This is a genomic window from Streptomyces sp. NPDC053426 (assembly GCF_055585405.1).
Window position 1 is genome coordinate 224,448 of sequence record NZ_JBVJKE010000007.1, and the last position, 22,196, is coordinate 246,643.

Consider the following 22,196-nt stretch of genomic DNA (forward strand, 5'->3'; position numbering starts at 1 on the left):
CGTCACCCCGCTCCGGCGTCCGCTCCGCCGGCCGCGGTGCCCGCCGGCTCGGCCGGGCCGGGCTCGACGAAGCTGTACGGCGGAAGTGGGCCGTTCAGACGCACTTCGAGGTGGGGCAGGTCCTTGCGGGCCTGTTCCACCGCCTCCAGGAACTCCGCCGCCGCCTCCCGCTTCACCAGGTAGGACACATTGGCGAGCCAGCCCGTGGACTCGGGGCCCACGCTCACCGCGTCGGCGGCCGGTTCCAGGAGCCGCTCCAGCGCGCCGGCGTCCTCGGCCTCCTTGGCCTTGACGGCGGCGGCGACCATCTCGCCGAGCTGGATCTTCTGCTCGTAACTGCCGCCCCCGGCCTTCCGGTTGGACTCCGCGAGGGCGCGGATCTCCGGGTTGCCGGCCATCACGTGGTGCAGGACGGCGTCCTCGACGTGGTTGGCCTTGACGTTGTACTCGACCCTGCCGTCCAGGGCCCGCAGCCGCTCCCCGTAGTGCTCGGCGCGCTCGGCGAGGACACCGGTGACGGCGTCGTCGTCCGGGGCGACGCTGCCGAAGCGCATGGGCAGCACGCAGCCGGCCGCGCCGGCCTCGCTGAGCACGTTCTGGTGGGCGAGCAGTTCCCTGCGCTTGGGGCGCAGGCCCTCGGGGGCGTCACTGACCAGGGCCGCCAGTTCGCCCTCGCGCAGGACGCGCACCGGCAGCGGCGGGTCGCCGATGCCGCTCACGCCCTCCGGGAGGCCGGGGTGCGAGGTCGCCGTGATGCCGTAGATGTACGTGCTCACTCCTGCTCCTCCTTCCGGCGGGCCGAGGTGCTCTTGCGGGGCCGCGGACGCGACTCGGTCTCACGCTCGGAACCGCCCTCACGTGCCTGCCTGAAGGCGTCGGAGACGGTCTCGGCGGCGCCGGACAGCGCCCCCTTGGACTTGCCGCGGGCCCCGGACTCGGTGACCTCACCGACGATCTCGGGCAGGCCCGGGCTCTTGCGGGGTCCCGCCTCCAGGTCGAGGCGGTTGCACGCCTCGGCGAAGCGGAGGTAGGTGTCGACGCTGGCGACGACGACACGGACGTCGATCTTGAGGATCTCGATGCCGACCAGGGACACGCGCACGAAGGCGTCGATGACGAGCCCCCTGTCCAGAACAAGCTCAAGCACGTCGTAGAGGCCGCTGCTGCCGCCTCCACCGCCGGTCTGCTGTGCCGGTACGACTGTCATTCCGGCTGTTCCTCCTTGTCTGTGGGTGTGGGTCCGGCCGGGCGGCCTACCGGCCGCCGGGCCGGTGCGAGTCGGCCCGCCCGCGCTCGTAGCGGCGGACGCGCCGGTACCCGGTGAGCTCGCCGTCGGGGTCCAGCTCGACCTGGTAACTCGCCATCAGGCTCATCGTGTCGGGCACCCGCTCGAGTTCGAGGACCTCGACCTCCAGCGCCCAGCCCTCCTCCGTCTGCTCGAAGGACGACACGGATTCGGCTTCCATCCCGGTGAGTTCCGCGAGCTGGCCGCGCGCCCGGCGCAGCAGCTCCATCGGGCTCGGCCGTTTGGTGGTTCTGGTGCCTTCCGATGATTTGTGGGTTTCCTGTGAGTCCTGGGTTTCCTGTGAACCCTGTGGCTCTTCGGTGTTCTTCGTGTTCGACATGGCCACCTCCCCCTCCGTGTGGCCGCAAGTGTGTTCGCCAAACCTCCGTGCGCTCGGCCGTTCCCCGCGGCCGGGCATCGTGCCCGGTCAAAGGGGTGCCGGCGCCGCTCAGTCCCGGAGCGCGGCCAGCCGTCGGCGGGCCGGCCCGAGGGAACGGCCCCGGCTCGGCAGGCCGGCCCACGGGTCGGTGCGGGCCTGCTCGACGGCGTCGGCGACGGTCCAGCGGCGGGCGTGCAGGTCCGGGTCGTCGAGCTGGTCCCAGGAGACGGGCACGGCGACGGGGGCGCCGGGCAGGGCGCGGACCGTGTAGGGCGCGACGGCGGTCTGCGCGTAGGCGTTGCGCTGCACGTCGAGGTAGAGCCGGTCGCCGCGGTCCTTCTTGCGGGCGGCGGTGGTGAGCCGGTCGGGGTGGGCGGCGGCGAGGGTGTCGGCGGCCTCGCGGGCGAAGGCGCGTACGTCGTCGAAGTCCTGGGTCGCGCTCAGCGGCACGACGACGTGCAGGCCCCGGGAGCCGGTGGTCATCAGGGCGGACGGCAGGTCCAGCTCGTCCAGCAGTTCCCCCAGCAGCCGCGCGGCCTCCCGCACCGTCCCGAAGTCGTCGCCGGAGGGGTCGAGGTCGAACACCAGCCGGTCCGGGCGGTCGATCCGGGCGGTGCGGGACAGCCAGCGGTGCAGGGTGATGCTCGCCTGGTCGACGAGGTAGAGGAGGGTGGCGGTGTCGTCGCACACGGTGTGCGTGACGGTGCCGCCCTCCTTGGCGACCTCGGCGCGGGTGATCCAGTCCGGGTAGCCGTCCGGGGTGTTCTTCTGCATGAACGTGGGGCCGTCGATGCCGTCCGGGCGCCGGTCCAGCATCAGCGGGCGGCCCCGCAGGTGCGGCAGCATGAACGGGGCGACGGCCCGGTGGTAGTCGACGAGGTCGCCCTTGGTGTACTCCTTCGCGTCCCCGCCGCCGGGGAAGAGCACCTTCCCCGGCCTGCGGATCTCCACCGAGCGACGGCCGGCCCGTACGGTGCGCGCACCGTCGTCGCTCACGACACGATCGCCTCCCCCACCAGCAGCCGGCCGGCCGCCGCGATCGACTCGGCGTCGATGCCGGCGGCGCGCAGCTGCTCCTCGGGGGAGGCCGAGCCCGGCATGTCGCGCACGGCGAGGCGCACCAGGCGCGGTACGGGACTCCCGTCGGCGAAGGCCTCCGCGACCGCGTCCCCGAGGCCGCCCTCCGGGTGGTGGTCCTCCACCGTCACCAGACAGCCGGTCTCCTCGGCGGCCGTGCGCAGCGTCTCCCGGTCGACCGGCTTCACCGAGTACAGGTCGATCACCCGTACGGCGATGCCCTCCCCCTCCAGGGCCTGAGCGGCGGCCAGCGCCTCGGGCACGGTGACGCCCGCCGCGACGAGGGTGAGCCGGTCGCGGCCGGAGGAGCGCAGCACCTTGCTGCCGCCGACGGGGAACTCCTCGTCGGGGCCGTAGATCACCGGGCCCGCACCGCGCGAGGTGCGCAGATAGCGGATGCCGTCCAGGTCGGCCATCGCGGCGACCAGCCGCGCGGTCTGATTGGCGTCGCACGGGTACAGCACGGTCGAGCCGTGCACCGCCCGCATCATCGCCAGGTCCTCCAGGCCCATCTGGCTGGGGCCGTCCTGGCCGATGGCGACGCCCGCGTGGGAGCCGACGAGGTTGATCCCGGAGCCGCTGACGGACGCCATGCGGATGAAGTCGTGGGCGCGGGTGAGGAAGGCCGCGAAGGTGGCGGCGTACGGGGTCCAGCCGCGCGCGGCCATGCCGACCGCCGCGGCGACCATCTGCTGCTCGGCGATGTAGCACTCGAAGTAGCGCTCGGGGTGTTCCTTGGCGAAGGCCTCCGCGCGGGTGGAGTCGCCGACCTCCCCGTCGAGGGCGACGACGTCGCCGCGCGCGGTGCCGAGGGCGGTCAGCGCCTCGCCGAAGGCGTTGCGGGTGGCCACCTCCTCGCCCTTGTCCCAGCGGGGCAGGTCGGGCCGGCCGGTGTGCCCGGCGGGCGGGGTCCCGTCGGCGGACGGCGCCTCCACCCGGATGCGCAGGTCGCGGGGGCCGCCGAGTTCGGCGATGGCCTCCTCGGCCTCGGGCAGCGGTTTGCCGTGCAGTCCCTCGCGGTCCTGGACCGCCTCGACGCCCTTGCCCTTGAGGGTGCGGGCGAGGATCGCGGTGGGCTGGCCCCTGGTGGACAGGGCCTCCCCGTAGGCGCGGTCGACGGCGTCCACGTCGTGGCCGTCCGTTTCCACGGTGTGCCAGCCGAAGGCCTGGAAGCGGCGGGCGTAGGCGTCCAGGTCGTGGCCGTGCCGGGTGGGGCCGCGCTGCCCGAGCCGGTTGACGTCCACGATCAGCGTGAGGTTGTCCAGGTGTTCGTACGCGGCGTGCTCGGCGGCCTCCCAGATGGAGCCCTCGGCCAGCTCGCTGTCGCCGCACAGCACCCACACCCGGTAGTCGGCGTGGTCCAACCGCTTCCCGGCCAGCGCGATGCCGACGCCGACGGGGAGCCCCTGGCCGAGCGAGCCGGTGGCCGTCTCGATCCAGGGCAGCCGCCGGGGGGTGGGGTGCCCTTCGAGACGGCTGCCGTTCTTGCGGAAGGTGAGCAGTTCCTCGTCGTCGATGGCGCCGGTCGCCTTGTAGACGGCGTACATCAGGGGCGAGGCGTGGCCCTTGGAGAGGACGAAGCGGTCGTTGCCCGGGTGGTCGGGACGCTCGAAGTCGTAGCGGAGGTGGCGGGCGAACAGTACGGCCGTCAGGTCCGCCGCGGACATCGACGACGTGGGGTGCCCGGAGCCCGCGGCAGCCGCGGCGCGGACACTGTCCACCCTCAACTGCTGCCCGAGCTCGACGAGTTCACCGGTGTTCATGAGTCTCCTTCGGTGGTGCGGTCGGTGCGCTTGACGGGTCCGGGCGCGACATCGGGACCGGGCGGCGGCTGATCGGGGGGCGGGGTGACGACGGGCTGGCTCTTCGCCGGTTCACCGCCGGGCTGCTTCTTGGCGGGCTCGCCGCCGGGCTGCTTCTTGGCGGGCTCGCCGCCGGGCTGGTTCTTCGCGGGCTCGCCACCGGGCTGCTGCTTCGCCGGCGCGCCGCCGGGCTGCTTCTTGGCGGGCTCGCCGCCGGGCTGGTTCTTCGCGGGCTCGCCACCGGGCTGCTGCTTCGCCGGCGCGCCGCCCTTCCGGTCCTCGGCGGAGCCTCCACCGGCCCGGTTCCCCGCCGGCTCCGGGCCCGGCTTGCCCGGCACCCGCGCCAGTTCCGGCGACGCCGTGTCCAACGGCACCGACCAGGACCGTACGAGCCCCAACTGGACGGCCTGGCGCGGCAGTACGGCGTCGAGGAGCCAGTCCGCGGCGACGCGCACCCGGTTGCCCGGCATCGCCGCGAGGTGGTAGCCGCGGGTGACCGCCCCCGCCACCACCCCGGACAGGTTCACGCCGAGCGGGTTGGCGGCGGCCTTGACGCCGCCCAGGTCCACCACGAACCCCATGTCCTTGTGCCGGTAGGCGCGCCGCTCACCGTCACCGAACGACGCGGCGACGTTGTGCGCGCACACCTTGCCCTGCCGCCAGGCGTGCTGCGCGGTCATCGGGGTGTACGACCCCGGCTTCTCCAGGTCCGGCACGGCCGCCGCGTCCCCGCAGGCGAACACCTCGGGCCGGTCCGGTACTTGCAGGTGCGGGTCGACGAGCAGCCGGCCGCGTTCCATGGGCAGCCCGAGGGACTCGGCGAGCGGGTCGGGGCGTACGCCCACGCACCACACCAGGGTGTGTGTGTCGACGGACTCCCCGTCGGTCAGCAGCACTCCGTCGTGCGTGGCCTCCTTCACGGAGGTGCCCATCCGCACGTCCACGCCCCGTTCCCGCAGCACGGTGTCGGCCGTGCGGGAGAGGCGTTCGTCCAGCTCGGGCAGGACCCGGTCGGCGATGTCGAGAAGCAGCCAGCGCGGCCGCATCCCGGTCCGCATCGGGTGCCTGGCGACCTGCGCGTCGGTGAAGAGCTGCCCGTGCGCGGCGACTTCCGTGCCGGTGTAGCCGGCGCCGACCACGACGAACGTACAGCGGGCGGCGCACCGTTCGGGATCGTCGGTGGCGGCTGCGAGCTCCACCTGCCGGGTCACGTGGTCGCGCAGGTACAGCGCCTCGGGCAGGCCGCGGAAGCCGTGGGCGTGCTCGGCGACGCCGGGGATCGGCAGCAGCTTGTTGACGCTGCCGGCCGCGAGGACCAGCCGGTCGTAGTCGAGGGTGCCGCCCTCGCCCTCGGGGCCGGTGTAGTGGACCTGCCGCGCGTCGAGGTCGATGCGGTCGGACTCCCCCAGCACCAGCTTCACGTGCGGCAGCGTGCCGGAGAGGGAGACGGTGACCCGGCGGGGTTCCAGGATGCCGGCGGCGACCTGGGGCAGCAGGGGCAGGTACAGGAAGTAGTCGGTGGGGTTGAGCAGGACGATCTCGGCGCGGCCCCGGGCCAGCCGGGACAGGGTCTGGGCCGTGCGGTATCCGGCGAAGCCGGCACCGACGATCACTATGCGGGGTCGACTCACGGTTCGCCTCCGGCGCTGTCGCGGACGTCGGGAGACTTCCGCGTCCCCCTGGTGGGGGCGGCCAAACGTCCGCCGGTTTCCGTCCGGCCCCCCGGGTACCCGGTCCGGGACCCGAACCGCCCACGTCGCGGAGGCGACCCCCCATGCCCGAGTACGGCTATTTCCTCTCGTGCGAGCAGTACGGTCCCGCCGAGCTGATCGAGCAGGCGCGGATGGCCGAGCAGGCCGGGTTCCAGTCCCTGTGGATCTCGGACCACTACCACCCGTGGAACGACGAGCAGGGGCAGAGTCCGTTCGTGTGGTCGGTGATCGGCGCGCTGTCCGAGGCGGTGTCGCTGCCGGTGGGGACGGCGGTGACCTGCCCGACCGTGCGGACGCACCCGGCGGTGGTGGCGCAGGCGGCGGCCACCGGTGCGGTGATGTCGCCGGGAGGGTTCCGGCTGGGCGTGGGCACCGGCGAGGCGCTGAACGAGCACATCCTCGGGGACGCCTGGCCGCCCGCGCACGTACGGCTCGAGATGCTGGAGGAGTCGATCCAGGTGATGCGCCGGCTGTTCTCCGGCGAGGAGGTCAACCACCACGGCACGCACTACACGGTGGAGAACGCCCGCCTGTACACCGTGCCGGACGAACCCGTCCCGATCGACATATCGGGCTTCGGCCCGGCGGCGACCAAGCTCGCCGCCCGGGTCGGCGACGGCTACATCACGATGATGCCGGACGCCTCGATGGTGGAGCAGTACCGCAAGGGCGGGGGCGGCGGCAAGCCGGTCAGCGGCGGCACCAAGGTCTGCTACGGCACCGACCGTGACGAGTGCGTGCGTACCGTGCACCGGCTGTGGGCGAACGAGCAGCTGCCCGGTGAACTGGGTCAGGTGCTGCCCTCGCCGAAGCACTTCGAGCAGGCGCAGAGCCTGGTCACCGAGGACATGGTGCGGGAGAACCGGGTGTGCGGCGACGACGTGGACGAGCACGTCGCCGAACTCCGGCAGTTCGCCGACGCGGGTTTCGACCGGATCTACGTCAACCAGATCGGCCCCGACCTGCGCGGCTTCTTCGACTTCTACCGCACCAAGGTGCTGCCACGACTCCAGCAGGCCGGCTGACCACGGGAGGACGGACCGACGATGGAACTGCACCGACCCGGCGTCTCCGCCTACACCGTGCCGGCCGACGCCCCCGAGGCGGACGGCACGCTGGCCTGGGAGGCCACCACGGTGGTGATCGCCGAGGTGTCGGCGGGCACCGCGACCGGCACCGGGTGGACGTACGGTCCGCCGGCGGTCGGCGACTTCCTGAGCGGGCATCTCGCGCCGCTCGTGGAGGGCATGAGCGCGCTGGACGTTCCGGCCGTGCACGAGGCGATGTGCCGCTCGGTGCGCAACGCCGGCCGGCCGGGCATCGCGGCCTGCGCGATCTCGGCGCTGGACATCGCGCTGTGGGACCTCAAGGCCCGGCTGCTGGAGCTCCCGCTGGTGCGGCTGCTGGGGGCGTGCCGGGAGCGGGTGCCGGTGTACGGCAGCGGCGGCTTCACCACGTACCACGACACGCACATGGCGGCGCAGCTCAACGGGTGGGTGCACGGTCAGCACATCCCGCGCGTGAAGATCAAGATCGGGGAGGGCTGGGGCCGGGAGGTGGCCCGTGACCTGCACCGGGTGCGGGCCGCCCGGCACGTCATCGGCGAGCACGCCGAGCTCTACGTCGACGCCAACGGGGCGTACACCCGCAAGCAGGCGGTGCGGGTCGGTCACGCCCTCGCCGAGCACGGGGTGGGCTGGTTCGAGGAGCCGGTCTCCTCGGACGACCTGACCGGGCTGCGGCTGGTGCGGGACGCCGTGGTGAGCGACGTGACCGCCGGGGAGTACGGGTTCGACCTGTCCTACTTCGCCCGGATGATCACGGCCGGGGCGGTGGACTGCCTCCAGGTGGACGCGACGCGCTGCGGCGGGCTGACCGAGTTCCTGCGCGCGGCGGCGCTGGCCCAGGCCCACGGTCTGGAGGTGTCGGGGCACTGCGCCCCGCACGTCCACGCGGCGGTGGCGGCCTGCGTCCCGAACCTGCGGCATCTGGAGTGGTTCCACGACCACGTCCGGATCGAGGACATGTTCTTCGACGGCGCCCTGGACCCCACGGGCGGCACGGTCGGCCCCGGCGGGGGCCTCGGCCACGGACTGACGCTGCGGACGCAGGACGTCGCGGAGTACAGGGTGGGCTGACCGGAGTACAGGGCGGGCCGGCCGGCCCGGCATCAGCTCCTGACGAGGCGGGTCAGCCCGCGGGCGGCCACCAGGCCGGCACCGACGGTGAGGGCGGTGCCCAGCCGGGCCCGGTTGCGGGACAGCCAGTCCTGCGGGCTGTGGTCGACCGCCTCGTCGTCGAACCGGCCGTGGGCGCCGAAGTCCCGGCCGCGCGGGCCGTCGGCCGGTGCCCACAGGTTCACCGTTCCACCCTGCTCGCCCTCGTCGTGCTGCGAGTCGAATCCGGTGCGCGCGAGGTAGCGGTCGAGCAGTCCGGGGGCCACGGCGTTGGCGATGAGCGTGGCGGCCGTGGAGCCGCCGACCCAGTACTCCCGGCGGCGCGCGTGGGACGCGGCGTGCACGACCGCCCGGGCGGCCAGCTCCGGCTGGTACACGGGCGCGACCGGCCGCGCCTTGCCGGGCATCCGGCTCAGCACCCAGTCGAACTGCGGGGTGTTGACCGCGGGGAGCTGCACCATCGTCGTGCGTACGCCGCTGCCGTCGTGCAGCAGTTCGCAGCGCAGCGACTCGTTGAACCCCTGGATCGCGTGCTTGGCGCCGCAGTACGCCGACTGCAGCGGGATGCCCCGGTAGGCGAGGGCCGAGCCGACCTGCACGATCGTGCCGCGGTCGCGCGGCAGCATGTGCCGCAGGGCGGCCCGGGTGCCGAACACATAGCCCAGGTACGTCACTTCGGTGACCCGGCGGTACTCGTCGGCTTCGACGTCCTCGAACCGGGCGAACACGCCCGTGAAGGCGCAGTTGACCCAGACGTCGATGGTGCCGAAGGCGTCGGCGACCTGCTGCGCGGCGTCGTCCACGGCCTTGGCGTCGGAGACGTCGACGGGGACGACGAGCGCCGTGCCGCCGGCCTCCCGTACGTCGTCGGCCGCGGCGGCGAGCCCCTCACGGCCGCGGGCCAGCAGGGCGACCCGGTCGCCCCGCGCGGCGAAGGCGCGGGCCGTCGCCCGGCCCACGCCGCCGCTCGCCCCGGTCACCACGACGGTCCTGGGGCCCCGTGACAGGAGCGGTGCCATCGGCTTCCTCCAGCTGGTCAGTCCCGGTGGCCGGGTGCGTCGGGGTCGGAGTCCGGCCGCGGCGGTACGACGCCGGCGGTGGGCGGTGCGGACGGCACCGGCGGGACGGGCGCCGACCGGCCGCCGGGGGCGGTGGCCTGCGCGGGCACGGTCCCGGGCGCCGTGGGCCGGGCGGCGGCGCGCAGGGCGTGGGCCAGCGCGCCCAGGATCACGGCCGTGATCAGCGCGGCGGCCCACCCCGGCAGGGCCAGGGCGAGGGCGAGGCCCACGGCCAGCGCGACGGCCGCGCCCGCGTACAGGGCGGCGGCACCGGATCCGGCGTACAGGGCGGCCCTGCGCCGCTGTCCCCGCGCCTGTTCGCGCAGTTCGTCGCGCACGGTCTCACGGGCCACCTGTGCCAGCTCGTCGACCAGGTGCTTGTCCAGATGCTCCAAGTGCTCCAAGCGCTGCATGGCCGCCGGGTACCCGTACCCCGGGCCGCGTAACGCCCGCGGGCACGAGGTGTGGAGATCGTCCGCGTCGGGGTCCTGGCCACGGCCTCCCCAACTAGGCTCGTCCCCATGGAGATTCTGGGTGCCACACTGCGTGTCTGCGTCGACGACATCGAGACCGCCATCCCCTTCTACGAGCGGCTGGCGGGCGGCAGGGCCCTCCGGTTCGAGCGGGGCGGCGTCCAGGTCGCCGCGGTCGGCTGCTTCCTGCTGATGAGCGGCCCCGCGGCCGAACTGGACGTGCTGCGCAGGGTCGCCGCGACCATCGCGGTCGAGGACGTCGAGGAGACCGGCCGGGTGCTCGCGGAGATGGGCGCCGACATCCTCGCGGGCCCGCTCCCCACCCCCGTGGGCCGCAACCTCATCGCCCGCCACCCGGACGGGGCGGTCTACGAGTACGCGGACCGCCACGCCTGACACGCCCGGTCCCGGCGCGGGCCGCGCCCGGAAGCCGCACCGCTCGGCAGCGGTCCGCCGGTGACACCGGCCCACAACCGCCCCCGAGGCAGGCGCAGCGGGTCGTCGCGGCGCACGGGGCGTCCGGGCGTCAACGGCCCGTCGTCATCTCGCTGGTGATCGCCCAGCGTTGGTGGTCGCGCCAGGCGCCGTCGATGAAGAGCATCTTCGGCGAGAAGCCCTCCAGGCGGAAACCGCAGGCGCGGGCGAGGGCGATGGAGGCGGCGTTGCCGGGCTGTACGTTGATCTCCAGGCGGTGCAGCCGCATCGGGCCGAAGGCGTACCGGACCACGAGGTCCAGGCCCTCGCGCATCAGTCCGCGCCCGGCCGCGTGCGCGAAGGCGCCGTAGCCCAGCGCACCGCACAGGAAGCCGCCCTCGACGATGTTGTTGATGTTGATGAACCCGGCGAGGGCGCCGTCCGCCTCCTTCTCGCAGACCAGGAACCCCGCCTTGGTGGGATCCTCGATCAGCCGCCCCGCGTACGCGGCGTACGCGCCCTGGCTGTCCGGCGGGAACAGCCAGGGGTGGTGGAGGTCCTTGCTCTCCCGGGCGCGGGCGGTGAATTCGGCTCCGTCCGCGTGGGTGAAGTGACGGAGCCCCACGCGGCGGCCTTCGGCGAGGTAGCGGGAAGCGGTGTGCGGCACCCTGCCACCCTACGACGGGCCCGCGCGCGACGCGGGCCGGTCAGCTCAGCGCCGGTTCGTCCAGGGTCAGGGTGCCCGCGTCGGCGTCGAGTTCGGCCGCGACGCCGAAGGGGACGGTGAGCGCGTCGGCGCAGTGCCCGAACCCGAACTGTTCGGCCACCGGCACCCCGAGGCCGCCGAGCCGGTCGGCGAGCAGCGCCCGCACCCCGTCGTACGGCTCGCACTCGGCCCAGGAGCCGAGCAGCAGCCCGGAGACCCCGTCGAGCCAGCCGGCCCGCAGGAGCTGGGTGAGGTAGCGGTCGAGCCGGTAGGTCTCCTCCCCCACGTCCTCCAGGCAGAGCAGTCCGCCGCGCGCGGAGGGTCTGGCGTGCGGGGTGCCGAGGTCGGCGGCGAGCAGGGAGAGACAGCCGCCGAGGGTGACGCCGCGCGCCCGGCCGGGGACGAGCGCGGTGCCGTCGGAACGGACGGTGCGGACCGTGTCGGGGGCGAGGAGGGTCGCCTTGAGGTGGTCCTGCGCCCGCGCGCTCTTCACGAAGTCGATGCCCGCGGCCATCGGCCCGTGCAGGGTGACCAGACCGAGCCGGACCGCGAACGCCTCGTGCAGTGCGGTGATGTCGCTGAACCCGACGAACACCTTCGGCCCGGCGGCCCGCATCGCCTCCCAGTCGAGCAGGTCGACCATGCGCTGTACGCCGTAGCCGCCGCGGGCGCAGATCACCGCGTCGACGGCCGGGTCGCACCAGGCGGACTGCAGATCGGCGGCCCGGTCGGCGTCGTCGCCCGCGAGGTAGCGGAACTCGCCGTGCCGGTCCAGGACATGGCGGCCCACCACGGGGTCGAGGTCCCAGCCGCGCAGCACGTCGAGTCCGGCCTGGAGCCGCTCCTCGGGTATCGGACCGCTGGGCGCGACCACGGCCACCCGGGCGCCGGGGGCGAGGCGGGCCGGCCGCCGCAGTGCTTCGACCCGGCTCACGTGGCCAGCTCCAGGGTCGGCACGCCGGGCGGTTTCATCCCGAACACCTGGGCGTACAGGGACAGTTCCGCCTCCAGGGCGCGCACCATGGTCTCCGCCCGCCGGAAGCCGTGCCCCTCGCCCTCGAAGGTGAGGTAGGCGTGCGGCACGCCCCGGCCGGCCAGCCGGGCCAGGAAGCGCTCGCACTGCGCGGGCGGGCAGATCACGTCGTCCAGTCCCTGGAGCATCAGGAACGGCGCGGTGAGCCGGTCGGCGTGCGCGGCGGGTGAACGTTCCGCGTACCGCTCGGGCACCTCGGCGCGCGGGCCGATCAGGCTCTCCAGGTACCGGGACTCGAAGTCGTGGGTCTCCCCCGGGCCCCAGCCGGTGAGGTCGAGCACCGGGTAGCTGATGGTGCCGCAGGCGTAGACGTCGGTCGTGGTGAGCGAGGCGGCGGTGGTCCAGCCGCCGGCGCTGCCGCCGCGGACGGCGAGCCGGTCGCGGTCGGCGGTGCCCTCGTCGGCGAGGGCCAGCGCGACGGCGGCGCAGTCCTCGACGTCGACGACGCCCCACTGTCCGCGCAGCCGGTTGCGGTACTCCCGCCCGTATCCGGTGGAGCCGCCGTAGTTGACCTCGGCGACGCCGATGCCGCGCGAGGTGAAGTAGGCGATCTCCAGGTCGAGCACGAGCGGCGCCCGGCCGGTGGGGCCGCCGTGCGCCCAGATCACGTACGGGGGACGCTCGTCCGCGGGACCGGTGCATCCGGGGTGGTGCGGGGGGTACACCTGGGCGTGGATCTCCCGGCCGTCCGGTCCGGTGAACGTGCGGACCCGCGGCTCGGGGTAGTACGCCGGGTCCACCGCGTCCTCGTGGCGGGCGCCGATCACCCGGGCGTGGCCCGTCCGGGTGTCCAGCTCCACCACCTCGTGACCGCTGCGCGGTCCGGCCCCGACGGCGACGACCCGCTCGCCGTGCGCCGCGAGGGTCGGCGTGAACTCGCTCCACGGGCCGGCGGCGTCGACGACCTCGCAGGTCTCGGGGTCGAGGATGCCGAGCGCGGGCGCGCCCCGGCCGTGCAGGACGGCGATCAGGCCGCTGTCCAGCGGGGCGAACCAGCACAGGCCCAGCTTCCACAGCGGTCCGCCGAACTCCTCCTCGCGCGGGCAGACCGGCTCGCCGTCCCGGTAGAGGTTCCACCAGCCGGTGCGGTCGCTCGCGTACAGCAGCCGGCCGTCGGGGGTCCAGTCGGCCTGGGCGACGGACTCCTCGGGTCCGCCGGCCACCGTACGGGCGTCGCGCAGGGTGCCGTCGGCGGCGACGTCGGCGACGAGCAGTTCGGTGCCGTCCCACGGCATGCGCGGGTGGTCCCAGCCGAGCCAGGCGGCGCGCCGTCCGTCCGGCGCGAGACGCGGCCCGGTGACGAACCGGTGCCGGCCGTCGCTCAGTTCCCGCACGGCGCCGCGGTCACCGGCGGCGGAGCCGTCCAGCGGTACGGCGGCCAGGACCCGGCGCACGTCGCCGGGGCCGTCGCCGGTGAACTCCTCCAGGACGCACCACACCTCGTCGCGCTCCGGCAGCAGCACCGGATCGGCCCAGCGCAGCCCCTGCCCGACCGGGGAGACGGGGGTGAGCGGGCGGGGCTCGCCGTCCGGCTCGTACCGGTAGAGGCGCTGGTCGGCGAAGTTCACGAACACCACGAGCGGGACACCGCCGCGCACGGTGCCGGCCCAGGGCCGGCCGCCGTACTCGATGACGCGCGTGCGCACGTTCCACGGTGCGGGCAGGACCGGCTCCTCGGTGCCGTCGGCGTGCCGCCGCACCAGGGTGCGCCGGCCGGCCTCGGTGGGCCGGGGCTCGGTCCACCACACCTCGTCGCCGACGAAGCCCACGGACTCGGGACCGCCGTCGTGGGCCGCGGCCGTGGCCGCGTCGATGGGCGAGGGCCACTCGCCGTACGCCAGGCTCCGCACTGTCTCCCCCACTCGCTCAGGCCGTCCGCAGGAACCGGTCGAGGACCCGGACACCGAAGTGCAGCGCCTCGACCGGGACGCGCTCGTCGACGCCGTGGAAGAGCGCCTGGTAGTCGAAGCCCTCCGGCAGCTTCAGCGGCGCGAACCCGTAGCCGGTGATGCCCAGCCGGGAGAACTGCTTGGCGTCCGTGCCGCCGGACATGCAGTACGGCACCACGTGCCCCTCGGGCGCGAACTCCTCGACGGCGGCCCGCATCCGGGCGTACGTCGGGGAGTCCACCGGTGCCTGGAGCGCCACCTCGTGGTGCTCGAACTCCCAGTCGACGTCCGGCCCGGTGAGCCGGTCCATGGTCGCGCGGAACTCGTCCTCGGCACCCGCCAGATACCGTCCGTCGACGCGTGCCACGGCCTCCCCGGGGATCACGTTGATCTTGTATCCGGCGTCCAGCATGGTCGGGTTGGCGCTGTTGCGGACGGTGGCCTCGACGAGTTTGCCCGCCGTGCCGAGCTTGTCCAGCAGGGTGTCCACGTCGGACAGGTCGGTCTCGATGCCGTACACGGCGGCGAGTTCGGTGAGCGCGGCCCGCACGGTCGGGGTGAGCCGCAGCGGCCACTCGTGCTCGCCGATGCGGGTGACGGCCGCGGCGAGGCGGGTCACCGCGTTCTCCCGGTTGACCTTGGAGCCGTGCCCGGCCCGGCCGCGCGCGGTGAGCCTCATCCAGGCCGTGCCGCGCTCACCGGCCGCGATCGGGTAGATCTGCCGCCCGTCGCCGTCGTGGAAGGTGAACGCGCCCGACTCGCTGACGCCCTCGGTGCAGCTCTCGAAGAGGTGGGCGTGCCGGTCGGCGAGGAAGCCGGAGCCGTCCTCGGCGCTGGCCTCCTCGTCCGCGGTGAACGCGATGACGATGTCCCGCCGGGGCCGTACGCCCTCGCGCGCCCAGGCCCGCACCACGGCGAGGATCATCGCGTCCATGTTCTTCATGTCGACGGCGCCGCGCCCCCAGACGACCCCGTCGCGGACCTCCCCGGAGAACGGGTGCACGCTCCAGTCGGCGGCCTCGGCCGGGACGACGTCCAGATGCCCGTGGACGAGCAGCGCGTCGGCCGACGGGTCGGTGCCCTCCAGGCGGGCGACGACGTTGGCGCGGCCCGGGGTGCGTTCCAGGAGCACCGGCTCGAGTCCCGCCTCGGCGAGCCGCGCGGCGGCGTACTCGGCGGCGGGCCGCTCCCGGCAGTCGCCCCCGCCCCTGTTGGTCGTGTCGATCCGGATCAGGTCGGACGTGAACGTCACGACCTCGTCCAGGGCCCGCTCGTCAGCCATACTGCTCCTCCACCGCGGCCGAGGCGATCGTGGTGACCGCCTTGAAGACGCGGATCCCGTCGTACATGGTCCCGCTGGTGTACGCCACCTTGCGCTCGCCGGTGCGGGTCACGCCCGGCACGACGGTGGCGGCCATCGCCAGGTGCTCGGCGTCGAACTCCACCGCGACGGTGAACGGCCCGCCGTCGACCGGCTCCCGGCGCACCGCCAGCGTGGCCGCCTCCTTGGCCGCCGCACGGATGTCGGCGGCCGTCCGGGCGGGGGTGCGGCACACGGCCGCGTACCGGGACACATGGTCCTTGACGGCGACCTTCAGCGCCTCGGGCGCGTAGCCGAGCGCGTCCTCGCAGGCGACGTCGTCACCGGTCACCAGGATCACCGGCACCCCGTACTCGGCGACCACGTGCGCGTTGAGCAGCCCCTCGCTGGCCCGTACGTCGTTGACCCAGACCCCGGTGATGGAGTTGGCGAGGAAGGTGTGCGCGAGGACGCCCTCCATGCCGGCGCCGGCGTGGTAGCCGATGAACGCGATGCCGTCCACGTCGCCGTGCTGCACGCCCTCGACCATGGAGAGGGACTTGTGCCGCCCGGTGAGCATCTCGGCCCGCTCGTCCAGCTGCTCCAGGAGCAGGTTGCGCATGGTCCAGTGGGCCTCGTTGATCAGCACCTCGTCGGCGCCGCCGTCGAAGAACCCCTGCACGGCGGCGTTGACGTCCGAGGTGAACATGGACCGGCACCGCTCCCACTGGGGAGTCCCCGGCAGCACGTCGGCCGGCCAGGTGACGCCGGTGGCGCCCTCCATGTCGGCGCTGATGAGGATCTTCATGCGGCACACGCTACGTGGTTCCGCCGAATCCCGGCCAGCCCGTGGACGACTCTCACCGGTCCGGACCGGTGAAGGGCTCCTCGCTCCTCACCAGGCGCTACCTCACGGCGCGTCCCGTCACGCACCAGAGGGACGGCAGTTCGATACGGGTGCCGTCGGGGCCGTGCTCCGTGGTGGCCAGCGGCAGGGTGCCGCTCGCCAGCACGGTCAGTCCGGCCGCGGTCAGGAACCCGGACACGGCCGCGTCGGCGACCGCGCCGGGGGCTATGCCGTGCCGCAGGACCGGCGCGAGTTTGGGCGGCGGTCCCGCGGGGCCGGCCGCGAGGCCCCGCAGGACGGCTCCGGCGGCTTCTGAGGGCTCGACGAGGAAGGCACGGCCGCGGTCGCCGACCACCGTGGCGACGGCGTCCGCCAGCGCCTGCCGGTCGTCGGGCTCGCACTGGTGCAGCACACCGCGCATGTACACGTTGGCGTCGCCGAGTTCGGCGTGCAGCGCCCGCGTCCCGGCCTCGTCGACGGCGTCCATCCGCCGGTACGCCGCCTGCCCGGCCGGGTCGGCGGCGCGGGCGCGGTCCAGGGCGGCGGCGGAGAGGTCGACGCCGAGGACGTGCGGGAAGCGGTCGGCGAGGAAGCGGGTCTGGGTGCCGTTGCCGCACCCGAGGTCCACCAGGGGCAGCCAGGGGTCGGCCAGATGCGGTTCGAACAGGGCGAGGTGGCGGGCCACCGTCAGGGCGGGCTCCGCATCCCAGAACACGGCCCCCTCCTCGTCGGGTGCCTCACGCCAGAAGCCCTCCCAGGCCTCCCGGTACCGACTCGTCACGCTCATGACCGACTCCCCAGGGTGCGACACCGACCCGCCCCGTGTGACGGGCCAGTACGGTGTATCGCGCCCCGGGCGCGCGGACAAGCTCACGGCGCGTTCCTTCACGGCTCGTTCGCCCCGGAGTGCGCCGTGTACCACCGGCGCTCAGCGTCGTCGCGGCAGTGTCAGTTCGAACCACACGCTCTTGCCGGTCGTCGTCCGGCTGGTGCCCCACTGGCGGGCGAGGGTGCTGACCACGCGCAGTCCGCGCCCGAACTCGTCCGCCGGCCGCGCGTCGAGCAGCGTCGGCAGTTCGTGGTCGTCGTCCTCCACCTCGCACAGCAGTGTGTCGCCGCGCACCAGCCGCAGGGCGACGGGCCGGGCGTGGGAGTGCAGTACGGCGTTGGTGACGAGTTCGCTCACCATCAGCTCGGTGCTGTCGACGAGCTTCGGCAGGCCCCAGTCGTGGAGCTGCTCGCGGACCACCGCGCGGGCCCGGCCGACCTCGGACGGATCGGGGACGAGCCGCCACTCGGCGACGTCGTCGGGTTCGATGCCGCCGAGGCGGGCCATCAGCAGGGCCACGTCGTCCTTGCGGCCACCGTGCCCCGCTTCCGAGAATGTCGCAGCGAGGGCCCGGATGATGGTGTCGCAGGCGTCGTCCATGGAGGCGGCCGGGTGGGCGGCGGACTCGCACAGCGTGGCGAGCCCGGCACCGATGTCCTCGCCGCGCACCTCGACCAGCCCGTCGGTGCACATCACCAGCCGGTCACCGGGCTCCACGGGCACGCGCACCGTCTCGAAGGGCACCCCGCCGACGCCGATGGGCGCCCCGGTGGGCAGGTCGAGCAGTTCGCTGCGCCCGTCGGCGGCGCGGACCAGGACCGGCGGGATGTGTCCGGCGTTGGCGAGGCGCAGCTCGCCCGCGATGGGGTCGTAGACGGCGTACAGACAGGTCGCGAGGTAGGTGTCGCCGAGCCGCTGGGCGAGGTCGTCGAGGTTGCGCAGGAGTTGCGCGGGCGGCAGGTCGAGTGCGGCCATGGTCTGCACGGCGGTGCGCAACTGGCCCATCATCGCGGCCGAGTTCAGCCCGTGCCCCATGACGTCGCCGACGACGAACGCGGTACGGGCGCCGGGCAGCTTCACCGCGTCGAACCAGTCGCCGCCGACCCGTCCGAGCAGGGTGCCCGGCAGATAGCGGGTGGCGATGTCGCAGCCCGCCATGCGCGGCGGGATGTGCGGCAGCATGCTGTCCTGGAGCGTCTCGGCGACGTTCTCCTGGTAGGTGTACATCCGCGCGTTGTCGAGCACGAGCCCCGCGCGGGCGGCGAGTTCGGCACCGGTGACCCGGTCCATGTCGTTGAAGACCTGCCGCTCCGGATGGCGCAGCAGGATCATGAAGCCGAGGACGGCGTGACGTGCCTTCAGCGGGACGACCAGCATGGAACGGCCGGTGATCAGCGGCCGGATGTCGCGCTTGTCGAACTGCGAGGCGATGGCGTGGCCCGTCTCCTCGCTGATGCGCGGCACGAGGACGGGTTCGCCGGTGGTCATGCACTGGAAGAACGGGGTGTGCGCCGGAAAGGGCATGGCCTCGCCGACGGGGACCACGTCGTCCCAGCGGCCGGGTTCGTCGGTGTGCTCCAGGGCGACCCGGTGCCACATGGTGGTGGTGTCCGGCACGCCCTCGTCGAATCCCTCGCCGGCGACGACCTGTTCGCGCAGATAGGTGCCGGCGACGTCGGTGAAGCGGGGCACGACGGCCTTGCTGACCTCGACGATGGTGCGGGAGAGGTCGAGGGAGGTGCCGATCCGGGAGCTGACCTCGTTGAGGAACTCCAGGCGTTCGCGGACGGCGGCGTACTCGAGGTCCTCGCCCTCGTCGCGCAGTTCCTCGGGCACCGGCTCGCCGGCCGCCAGCGCCCGCGCGGCCCGTTCACGCCTCTCCCGGCGTTCGACGCGCCGGGGCACGCCCCAGTCAGGGGTGACCGGCACCCGGTCGTTCTGGCTGAACTCCAGGACGGGATAGCCCAGTTCGAGGACCTGGGCGACGATACGGGCGCTGTCGCCGACGCTCATGCTGGGGAGGATCTCGGGGAGCCGGCGGGCGAGGTCCTCGGAGCCGGGGAAGTCGGTGTGCAGGGCGAAGCCGGGCGCGACGCGTTCGAACGTCCCGGTCCCGTCCGTGCTCAGCAGTCCGTCCGCGTCGGCGGCCAGCACCAGCAGCCGCTCGCGTCCCGGCCCCACCAGCGGGTAGGCCCACCACAGCACGTCGACCCGCCCGGCGTCGGCCGCGGCCAGCCGGGCCCGGCCCGCCGCCGGGTAGGACAGGCTCCCGCCGAGCGAGGCACCGAGGCCGGGCCCCAGCCCGTCGTAGGCGGTGTACGCCCCGTAGGGCTCCTCCTCCCCGGGTTCCCCCGGCTCCTCGGGCAGGGCCCCGGTCACGGGCAGCAGGTCGGCCGCCGGGCGGCCGAGCGCCTCCTCCTTGGGGAGGGAGAACAGGCGCCGCGCGCCCCTGCTCCAGTGGGAGACGAGTCCGTCGCGGTCGACCACGACCACGGCCAGCGGGACACGGCCGGAGCCGCCCCGTTCGGCCGCCGCCGCGCCGTCTCCCGCGCGGCGTTCCGGAGGTGCGTCCCGCTCGGTGCCACGGTCCATGGCCCAGGCCCTCTCTCCCCCGGCTGCGCAAGATCTGTACCGCCGTCACCACCGTACGGCCACGGTCGGTCGCGATGTGTGTCAACGCGGGAATTGCTCACCGGGGCTCGCACCGGCGTGCGTTCCCGCGCGTGACCGACCGTTTCAGTCCTCGTGGCCGAGCTGGAGGTCGCGTTCCGTGCGGCCCCCGCCGGCCATCTGGAGCACGGTCGCGACCGGTGGGTAACCGGCGGCGATGACGGTGTACTCACCCGACGACAGGTCGACGAAGCGGAAGATGCCGTCGGGTCCCGTGGTGAGGGTGTCGACGACGTTGCCCGCCGCGTCCAGCAGGGTCACGCGGGCCTCCTCCACGGGCCGTCCGCCGCCGGCCCGCACGGTGCCGCGCAGCACCGCGCCGCCGGCCAGTTCGATGTCCTGGCGGGTCTCGCGGGCGGCCTGGACGGTGACGGGGAGGGCGGCCGGGCGGAAGGCGGGCGCGCTCGCGGCGAGGGTGTACTCGCCGGCCACCAGCTCGCTGATGACGTAGCCGCCCTCCCGGCCGCTGCGGGTGCTGGCGACGACCTCCCCGTGGACGTTGGTGAGGGTGACGGCGGCGTCCCGCACCGGCGTGCCGTCGGCGGTGACGACACCGCCGGCGAGACGGCCCGCGCCGCCGAGGACGACATCGAGTTCGACGGGTCGCTCGCCGACGGTCACGGAGACCGCCTGCGGCTGGTGACCGCCGGCGGCGGCGATCAGGACGTACGATCCCGGTCCCGGCGTGGCCAGCGCGTACCGCCCGTCCTCGCCGCTGGCGCCCCGTCCGGTCTGCTGTCCGGTGACGTCGATGAGGGTGAGCGCCGCGCGCGGTACGACGGTCCCGTCGGGGTGCTGCACGGTCCCGCAGACGGGGACGCCGCCGGTGTGCGGGGAGCGGAGCGAGGTGGGGGTCCCCCCGCTCGGGGAGTGGGGGCGCGCGTGCGGCACCTGTGCCGTGAAGTCGGCCGGGTCGGCGGTGGGGGCGTGGTGGGACACCAGTGGTTTCTCCTTGAGGAAGAAGGCGATGAGCAGGCCGAGGACGAGCACCGGCACCAGGTGGAGGAAGACGCGCGGCATGGCGTCGGCGTAGGCCTGCACGTAGGCGTCGCGCAGCTCGGGCGGCAGCGCGTGGACGAGCTCGGGGGTGATCGACTCGGCGTCGAGCGGCCCGCCGCCCGCGTGTGCGGGGAGGCGCTCGTCGAGCGCGTCGGTGAGCCGGCCGGCGAAGAGGGTGCCGAAGACGGCGGCGCCGACGCTGCCGCCGATCTGCCGGAAGAAGTTGTTGGCGCTGGTGGCGGTGCCCAGGTCGGCGGGGCGCACGGAGTTCTGCACGGCGAGGATCAGCACCGGCATCACCATGCCGATACCGGCGCCGAGGACGGCCATCCAGATGCTGTAGTGCAGCCGGGGCGTGCCGGTCTCCAGGCGGGACAGCAGCCACATGCCGACGACGGAGAGGGCGGCGCCGACGATGGGATGGCGCCGGTAGCGGCCGGAGCGGCTGATGAGTTGTCCGGAGACGACCGAGGCGCCGACGATGCCGCCCATCATGGGCAGCATCAGCAGTCCGGACTCGGTGGCGGAGGCCCCCTCGACCATCTGGAGATACGTCGGCAGATAGCTGGCGGCGCCGAACAGGGCGACGCCGATCACCAGTCCCACCAGGCCGGTGACGTTGAAGACGGAGTCCCGGAACAGCCGCAGCGGGATGAGGGGTTCGGCGGCGAAGCGCTCGACGACGAGGAAGAGGACGGTGGCGACGGCGGCGCCCGCACCGAGTCCGAGCACGGTCCGGGAGTCCCAGGCGTACTCGGTGCCGCCCCAACTGGTCAGCAGCACCAGGCAGGTGGAGGCGGCGGCCAGCAGCAGGGTGCCGAGGACGTCGAAGCGGGCCCGGACGGCCGGTTTGGGGAGTTCGAGCGCCAGGGCGACGACGACCATGGTGACGATGCCGAAGGGGACGTTGACGTAGAAGCACCAGCGCCAGGAGAGGTGGTCGGTGAAGTAGCCGCCGAGCAGCGGTCCGGCGACGGACGCGAGGCCGAAGGCGGCGCCGATCAGTCCCATGAAGCGTCCGCGCCGGCGCGCGGGCACGATGTCCGCGATGATCGCCTGGACGCCGATCAGCAGGCCGCCCGCGCCGACGCCCTGCACCGCGCGGTAGGCGATCAGCTCGTCCATGGTGGACGCGCGGCCCGCCAGCGCGGAGCCGACGACGAACACGAGGATCGCGAACTGGAAGACACCCTTGCGGCCGAGCAGGTCGCCGAGCTTCCCGTAGACCGGCAGTCCGACGGTGGCGGTGAGCAGATAGGCGGTGATCGCCCAGGACATCCGGTCCAGGCCGTGCAGCTCGCCGACGATCCTCGGGAGCGCGGTGGCGACGATCATCTGCTCCAGGGCGGCGAGCAGCAGCGCCAGCATCAGCGCGAGGAAGACCAGCCGGACCCGGCGCGGGCTCAGGCCCTGCTCCACGACCGGTGCCGGGGGCGGTGGGCCCCCGGCCGGTGGTGCCGTGACCGGCTCGTCCTGCGTCAGAGTGATCCCGCCCACGTGCCGCTCCCCTCGTCGCACCGCCGGACAATTCCCGCGTAAAAGCGAC

General features: G+C 73.9%; 19 protein-coding genes. 3 read left to right on the plus strand and 16 right to left on the minus strand.

Annotated features, from left to right (window positions below; genetic code table 11):
• Positions 1-2: 2 nt before the first annotated feature.
• From ACZ62B_RS16710 to ACZ62B_RS16735, 6 genes are all read right to left on the minus strand, one after another.
• Positions 3-776: a GvpL/GvpF family gas vesicle protein gene (locus ACZ62B_RS16710; protein ID WP_344558205.1), complete on the minus strand. Its 774-nt coding sequence runs from the start codon at positions 774-776 to the stop codon at positions 3-5.
• Positions 773-1,207 carry a gas vesicle structural protein GvpA gene (locus ACZ62B_RS16715; protein WP_073931257.1) on the minus strand — a complete coding sequence of 145 codons (435 nt, stop codon included), beginning with the start codon at positions 1,205-1,207 and terminating at the stop codon, positions 773-775. The genes ACZ62B_RS16710 and ACZ62B_RS16715 overlap by 4 nt, the downstream gene beginning before the upstream one ends.
• Before the next feature lie 46 nt (positions 1,208-1,253).
• A complete protein-coding gene (locus tag ACZ62B_RS16720) occupies positions 1,254-1,625 on the minus strand; it encodes a gas vesicle protein GvpO (protein WP_469690851.1) in 372 nt (123 codons plus the stop codon).
• Between the two features lie 108 nt (positions 1,626-1,733).
• Positions 1,734-2,660 (minus strand): non-homologous end-joining DNA ligase, encoded by a 927-nt coding sequence (ligD, locus tag ACZ62B_RS16725; RefSeq protein ID WP_344558200.1) that lies wholly within the window; start codon positions 2,658-2,660, stop codon positions 1,734-1,736.
• On the minus strand, positions 2,657-4,504 hold the full coding sequence (locus tag ACZ62B_RS16730) for a transketolase (protein ID WP_344558198.1): 1,848 nt from the start codon (positions 4,502-4,504) through the stop codon (positions 2,657-2,659). The genes ligD and ACZ62B_RS16730 overlap by 4 nt, the downstream gene beginning before the upstream one ends.
• On the minus strand, positions 4,501-6,174 hold the full coding sequence (locus ACZ62B_RS16735) for an NAD(P)/FAD-dependent oxidoreductase (RefSeq protein ID WP_469690854.1): 1,674 nt from the start codon (positions 6,172-6,174) through the stop codon (positions 4,501-4,503). Before ACZ62B_RS16735 ends, ACZ62B_RS16730 begins: the two co-directional genes overlap by 4 nt.
• A gap of 143 nt (positions 6,175-6,317) precedes the next feature.
• Between ACZ62B_RS16735 and ACZ62B_RS16740 the strand changes: the two genes are divergently transcribed.
• Positions 6,318-7,280, plus strand: coding sequence for an LLM class F420-dependent oxidoreductase (locus ACZ62B_RS16740; protein ID WP_344558194.1), 963 nt, complete (start codon positions 6,318-6,320; stop codon positions 7,278-7,280).
• A 21-nt stretch (positions 7,281-7,301) separates the two neighbouring features.
• Positions 7,302-8,393 (plus strand): enolase C-terminal domain-like protein, encoded by a 1,092-nt coding sequence (locus ACZ62B_RS16745; protein WP_344558192.1) that lies wholly within the window; start codon positions 7,302-7,304, stop codon positions 8,391-8,393.
• 32 nt (positions 8,394-8,425) lie between these two features.
• On the opposite strand, the gene ACZ62B_RS16750 is transcribed toward ACZ62B_RS16745, so the two are convergent.
• A complete protein-coding gene (locus ACZ62B_RS16750; protein WP_469690857.1) occupies positions 8,426-9,451 on the minus strand; it encodes an SDR family oxidoreductase in 1,026 nt (341 codons plus the stop codon).
• Between the two features lie 17 nt (positions 9,452-9,468).
• Positions 9,469-9,903, minus strand: coding sequence for a phage holin family protein (locus ACZ62B_RS16755; RefSeq protein WP_344558188.1), 435 nt, complete (start codon positions 9,901-9,903; stop codon positions 9,469-9,471).
• Positions 9,904-10,011: 108 nt separating this feature from the next.
• Between ACZ62B_RS16755 and ACZ62B_RS16760 the strand changes: the two genes are divergently transcribed.
• The gene (locus ACZ62B_RS16760) at positions 10,012-10,359 is read left to right on the plus strand and encodes a VOC family protein (protein WP_344558186.1); all 348 of its coding nucleotides are present in this window, start codon (positions 10,012-10,014) and stop codon (positions 10,357-10,359) included.
• A gap of 130 nt (positions 10,360-10,489) precedes the next feature.
• On the opposite strand, the gene ACZ62B_RS16765 is transcribed toward ACZ62B_RS16760, so the two are convergent.
• The 8 genes from ACZ62B_RS16765 to ACZ62B_RS16800 form a co-directional block, all read right to left on the minus strand.
• Positions 10,490-11,044: a GNAT family N-acetyltransferase gene (locus tag ACZ62B_RS16765; RefSeq protein ID WP_344558184.1), complete on the minus strand. Its 555-nt coding sequence runs from the start codon at positions 11,042-11,044 to the stop codon at positions 10,490-10,492.
• A gap of 40 nt (positions 11,045-11,084) precedes the next feature.
• The gene (locus ACZ62B_RS16770) at positions 11,085-12,017 is read right to left on the minus strand and encodes a S66 peptidase family protein (RefSeq protein WP_344558182.1); all 933 of its coding nucleotides are present in this window, start codon (positions 12,015-12,017) and stop codon (positions 11,085-11,087) included.
• Positions 12,014-13,966: a dipeptidyl-peptidase 5 gene (locus tag ACZ62B_RS16775; RefSeq protein ID WP_469690862.1), complete on the minus strand. Its 1,953-nt coding sequence runs from the start codon at positions 13,964-13,966 to the stop codon at positions 12,014-12,016. The genes ACZ62B_RS16770 and ACZ62B_RS16775 overlap by 4 nt, the downstream gene beginning before the upstream one ends.
• 16 nt (positions 13,967-13,982) lie before the next feature.
• Positions 13,983-15,287, minus strand: a complete 1,305-nt coding sequence (locus ACZ62B_RS16780; protein WP_469690864.1) for a M20/M25/M40 family metallo-hydrolase — start codon at positions 15,285-15,287, stop codon at positions 13,983-13,985.
• Complete coding sequence (locus ACZ62B_RS16785; protein ID WP_344558176.1) at positions 15,280-16,113, minus strand: M55 family metallopeptidase; 834 nt, start codon at positions 16,111-16,113, stop codon at positions 15,280-15,282. Before ACZ62B_RS16785 ends, ACZ62B_RS16780 begins: the two co-directional genes overlap by 8 nt.
• A gap of 97 nt (positions 16,114-16,210) precedes the next feature.
• A complete protein-coding gene (locus tag ACZ62B_RS16790; protein ID WP_344558174.1) occupies positions 16,211-16,939 on the minus strand; it encodes a class I SAM-dependent methyltransferase in 729 nt (242 codons plus the stop codon).
• Positions 16,940-17,080: 141 nt separating this feature from the next.
• Positions 17,081-19,573, minus strand: coding sequence for a SpoIIE family protein phosphatase (locus ACZ62B_RS16795; protein WP_344558163.1), 2,493 nt, complete (start codon positions 19,571-19,573; stop codon positions 17,081-17,083).
• A gap of 144 nt (positions 19,574-19,717) precedes the next feature.
• The gene (locus tag ACZ62B_RS16800; RefSeq protein WP_344558161.1) at positions 19,718-22,147 is read right to left on the minus strand and encodes an MFS transporter; all 2,430 of its coding nucleotides are present in this window, start codon (positions 22,145-22,147) and stop codon (positions 19,718-19,720) included.
• Positions 22,148-22,196: the final 49 nt, after the last annotated feature.

Excerpts from the sequence above, each read along its gene's own strand:
- ACZ62B_RS16715 (WP_073931257.1), bottom strand. The coding sequence starts at position 1,207 with ATGACAGTCGTACCGGCACAGCAGACCGGCGGTGGAGGCGGCAGCAGC.
- ACZ62B_RS16720 (WP_469690851.1), bottom strand. The coding sequence starts at position 1,625 with ATGTCGAACACGAAGAACACCGAAGAGCCACAGGGTTCACAGGAAACC.
- ACZ62B_RS16730 (WP_344558198.1), bottom strand. The coding sequence starts at position 4,504 with ATGAACACCGGTGAACTCGTCGAGCTCGGGCAGCAGTTGAGGGTGGAC.
- ACZ62B_RS16740 (WP_344558194.1), top strand. The coding sequence starts at position 6,318 with ATGCCCGAGTACGGCTATTTCCTCTCGTGCGAGCAGTACGGTCCCGCC.
- ACZ62B_RS16745 (WP_344558192.1), top strand. The coding sequence starts at position 7,302 with ATGGAACTGCACCGACCCGGCGTCTCCGCCTACACCGTGCCGGCCGAC.
- ACZ62B_RS16750 (WP_469690857.1), bottom strand. The coding sequence starts at position 9,451 with ATGGCACCGCTCCTGTCACGGGGCCCCAGGACCGTCGTGGTGACCGGG.
- ACZ62B_RS16755 (WP_344558188.1), bottom strand. The coding sequence starts at position 9,903 with ATGCAGCGCTTGGAGCACTTGGAGCATCTGGACAAGCACCTGGTCGAC.
- ACZ62B_RS16760 (WP_344558186.1), top strand. The coding sequence starts at position 10,012 with ATGGAGATTCTGGGTGCCACACTGCGTGTCTGCGTCGACGACATCGAG.
- ACZ62B_RS16780 (WP_469690864.1), bottom strand. The coding sequence starts at position 15,287 with ATGGCTGACGAGCGGGCCCTGGACGAGGTCGTGACGTTCACGTCCGAC.
- ACZ62B_RS16785 (WP_344558176.1), bottom strand. The coding sequence starts at position 16,113 with ATGAAGATCCTCATCAGCGCCGACATGGAGGGCGCCACCGGCGTCACC.
- ACZ62B_RS16790 (WP_344558174.1), bottom strand. The coding sequence starts at position 16,939 with ATGAGCGTGACGAGTCGGTACCGGGAGGCCTGGGAGGGCTTCTGGCGT.
- ACZ62B_RS16795 (WP_344558163.1), bottom strand. The coding sequence starts at position 19,573 with ATGGACCGTGGCACCGAGCGGGACGCACCTCCGGAACGCCGCGCGGGA.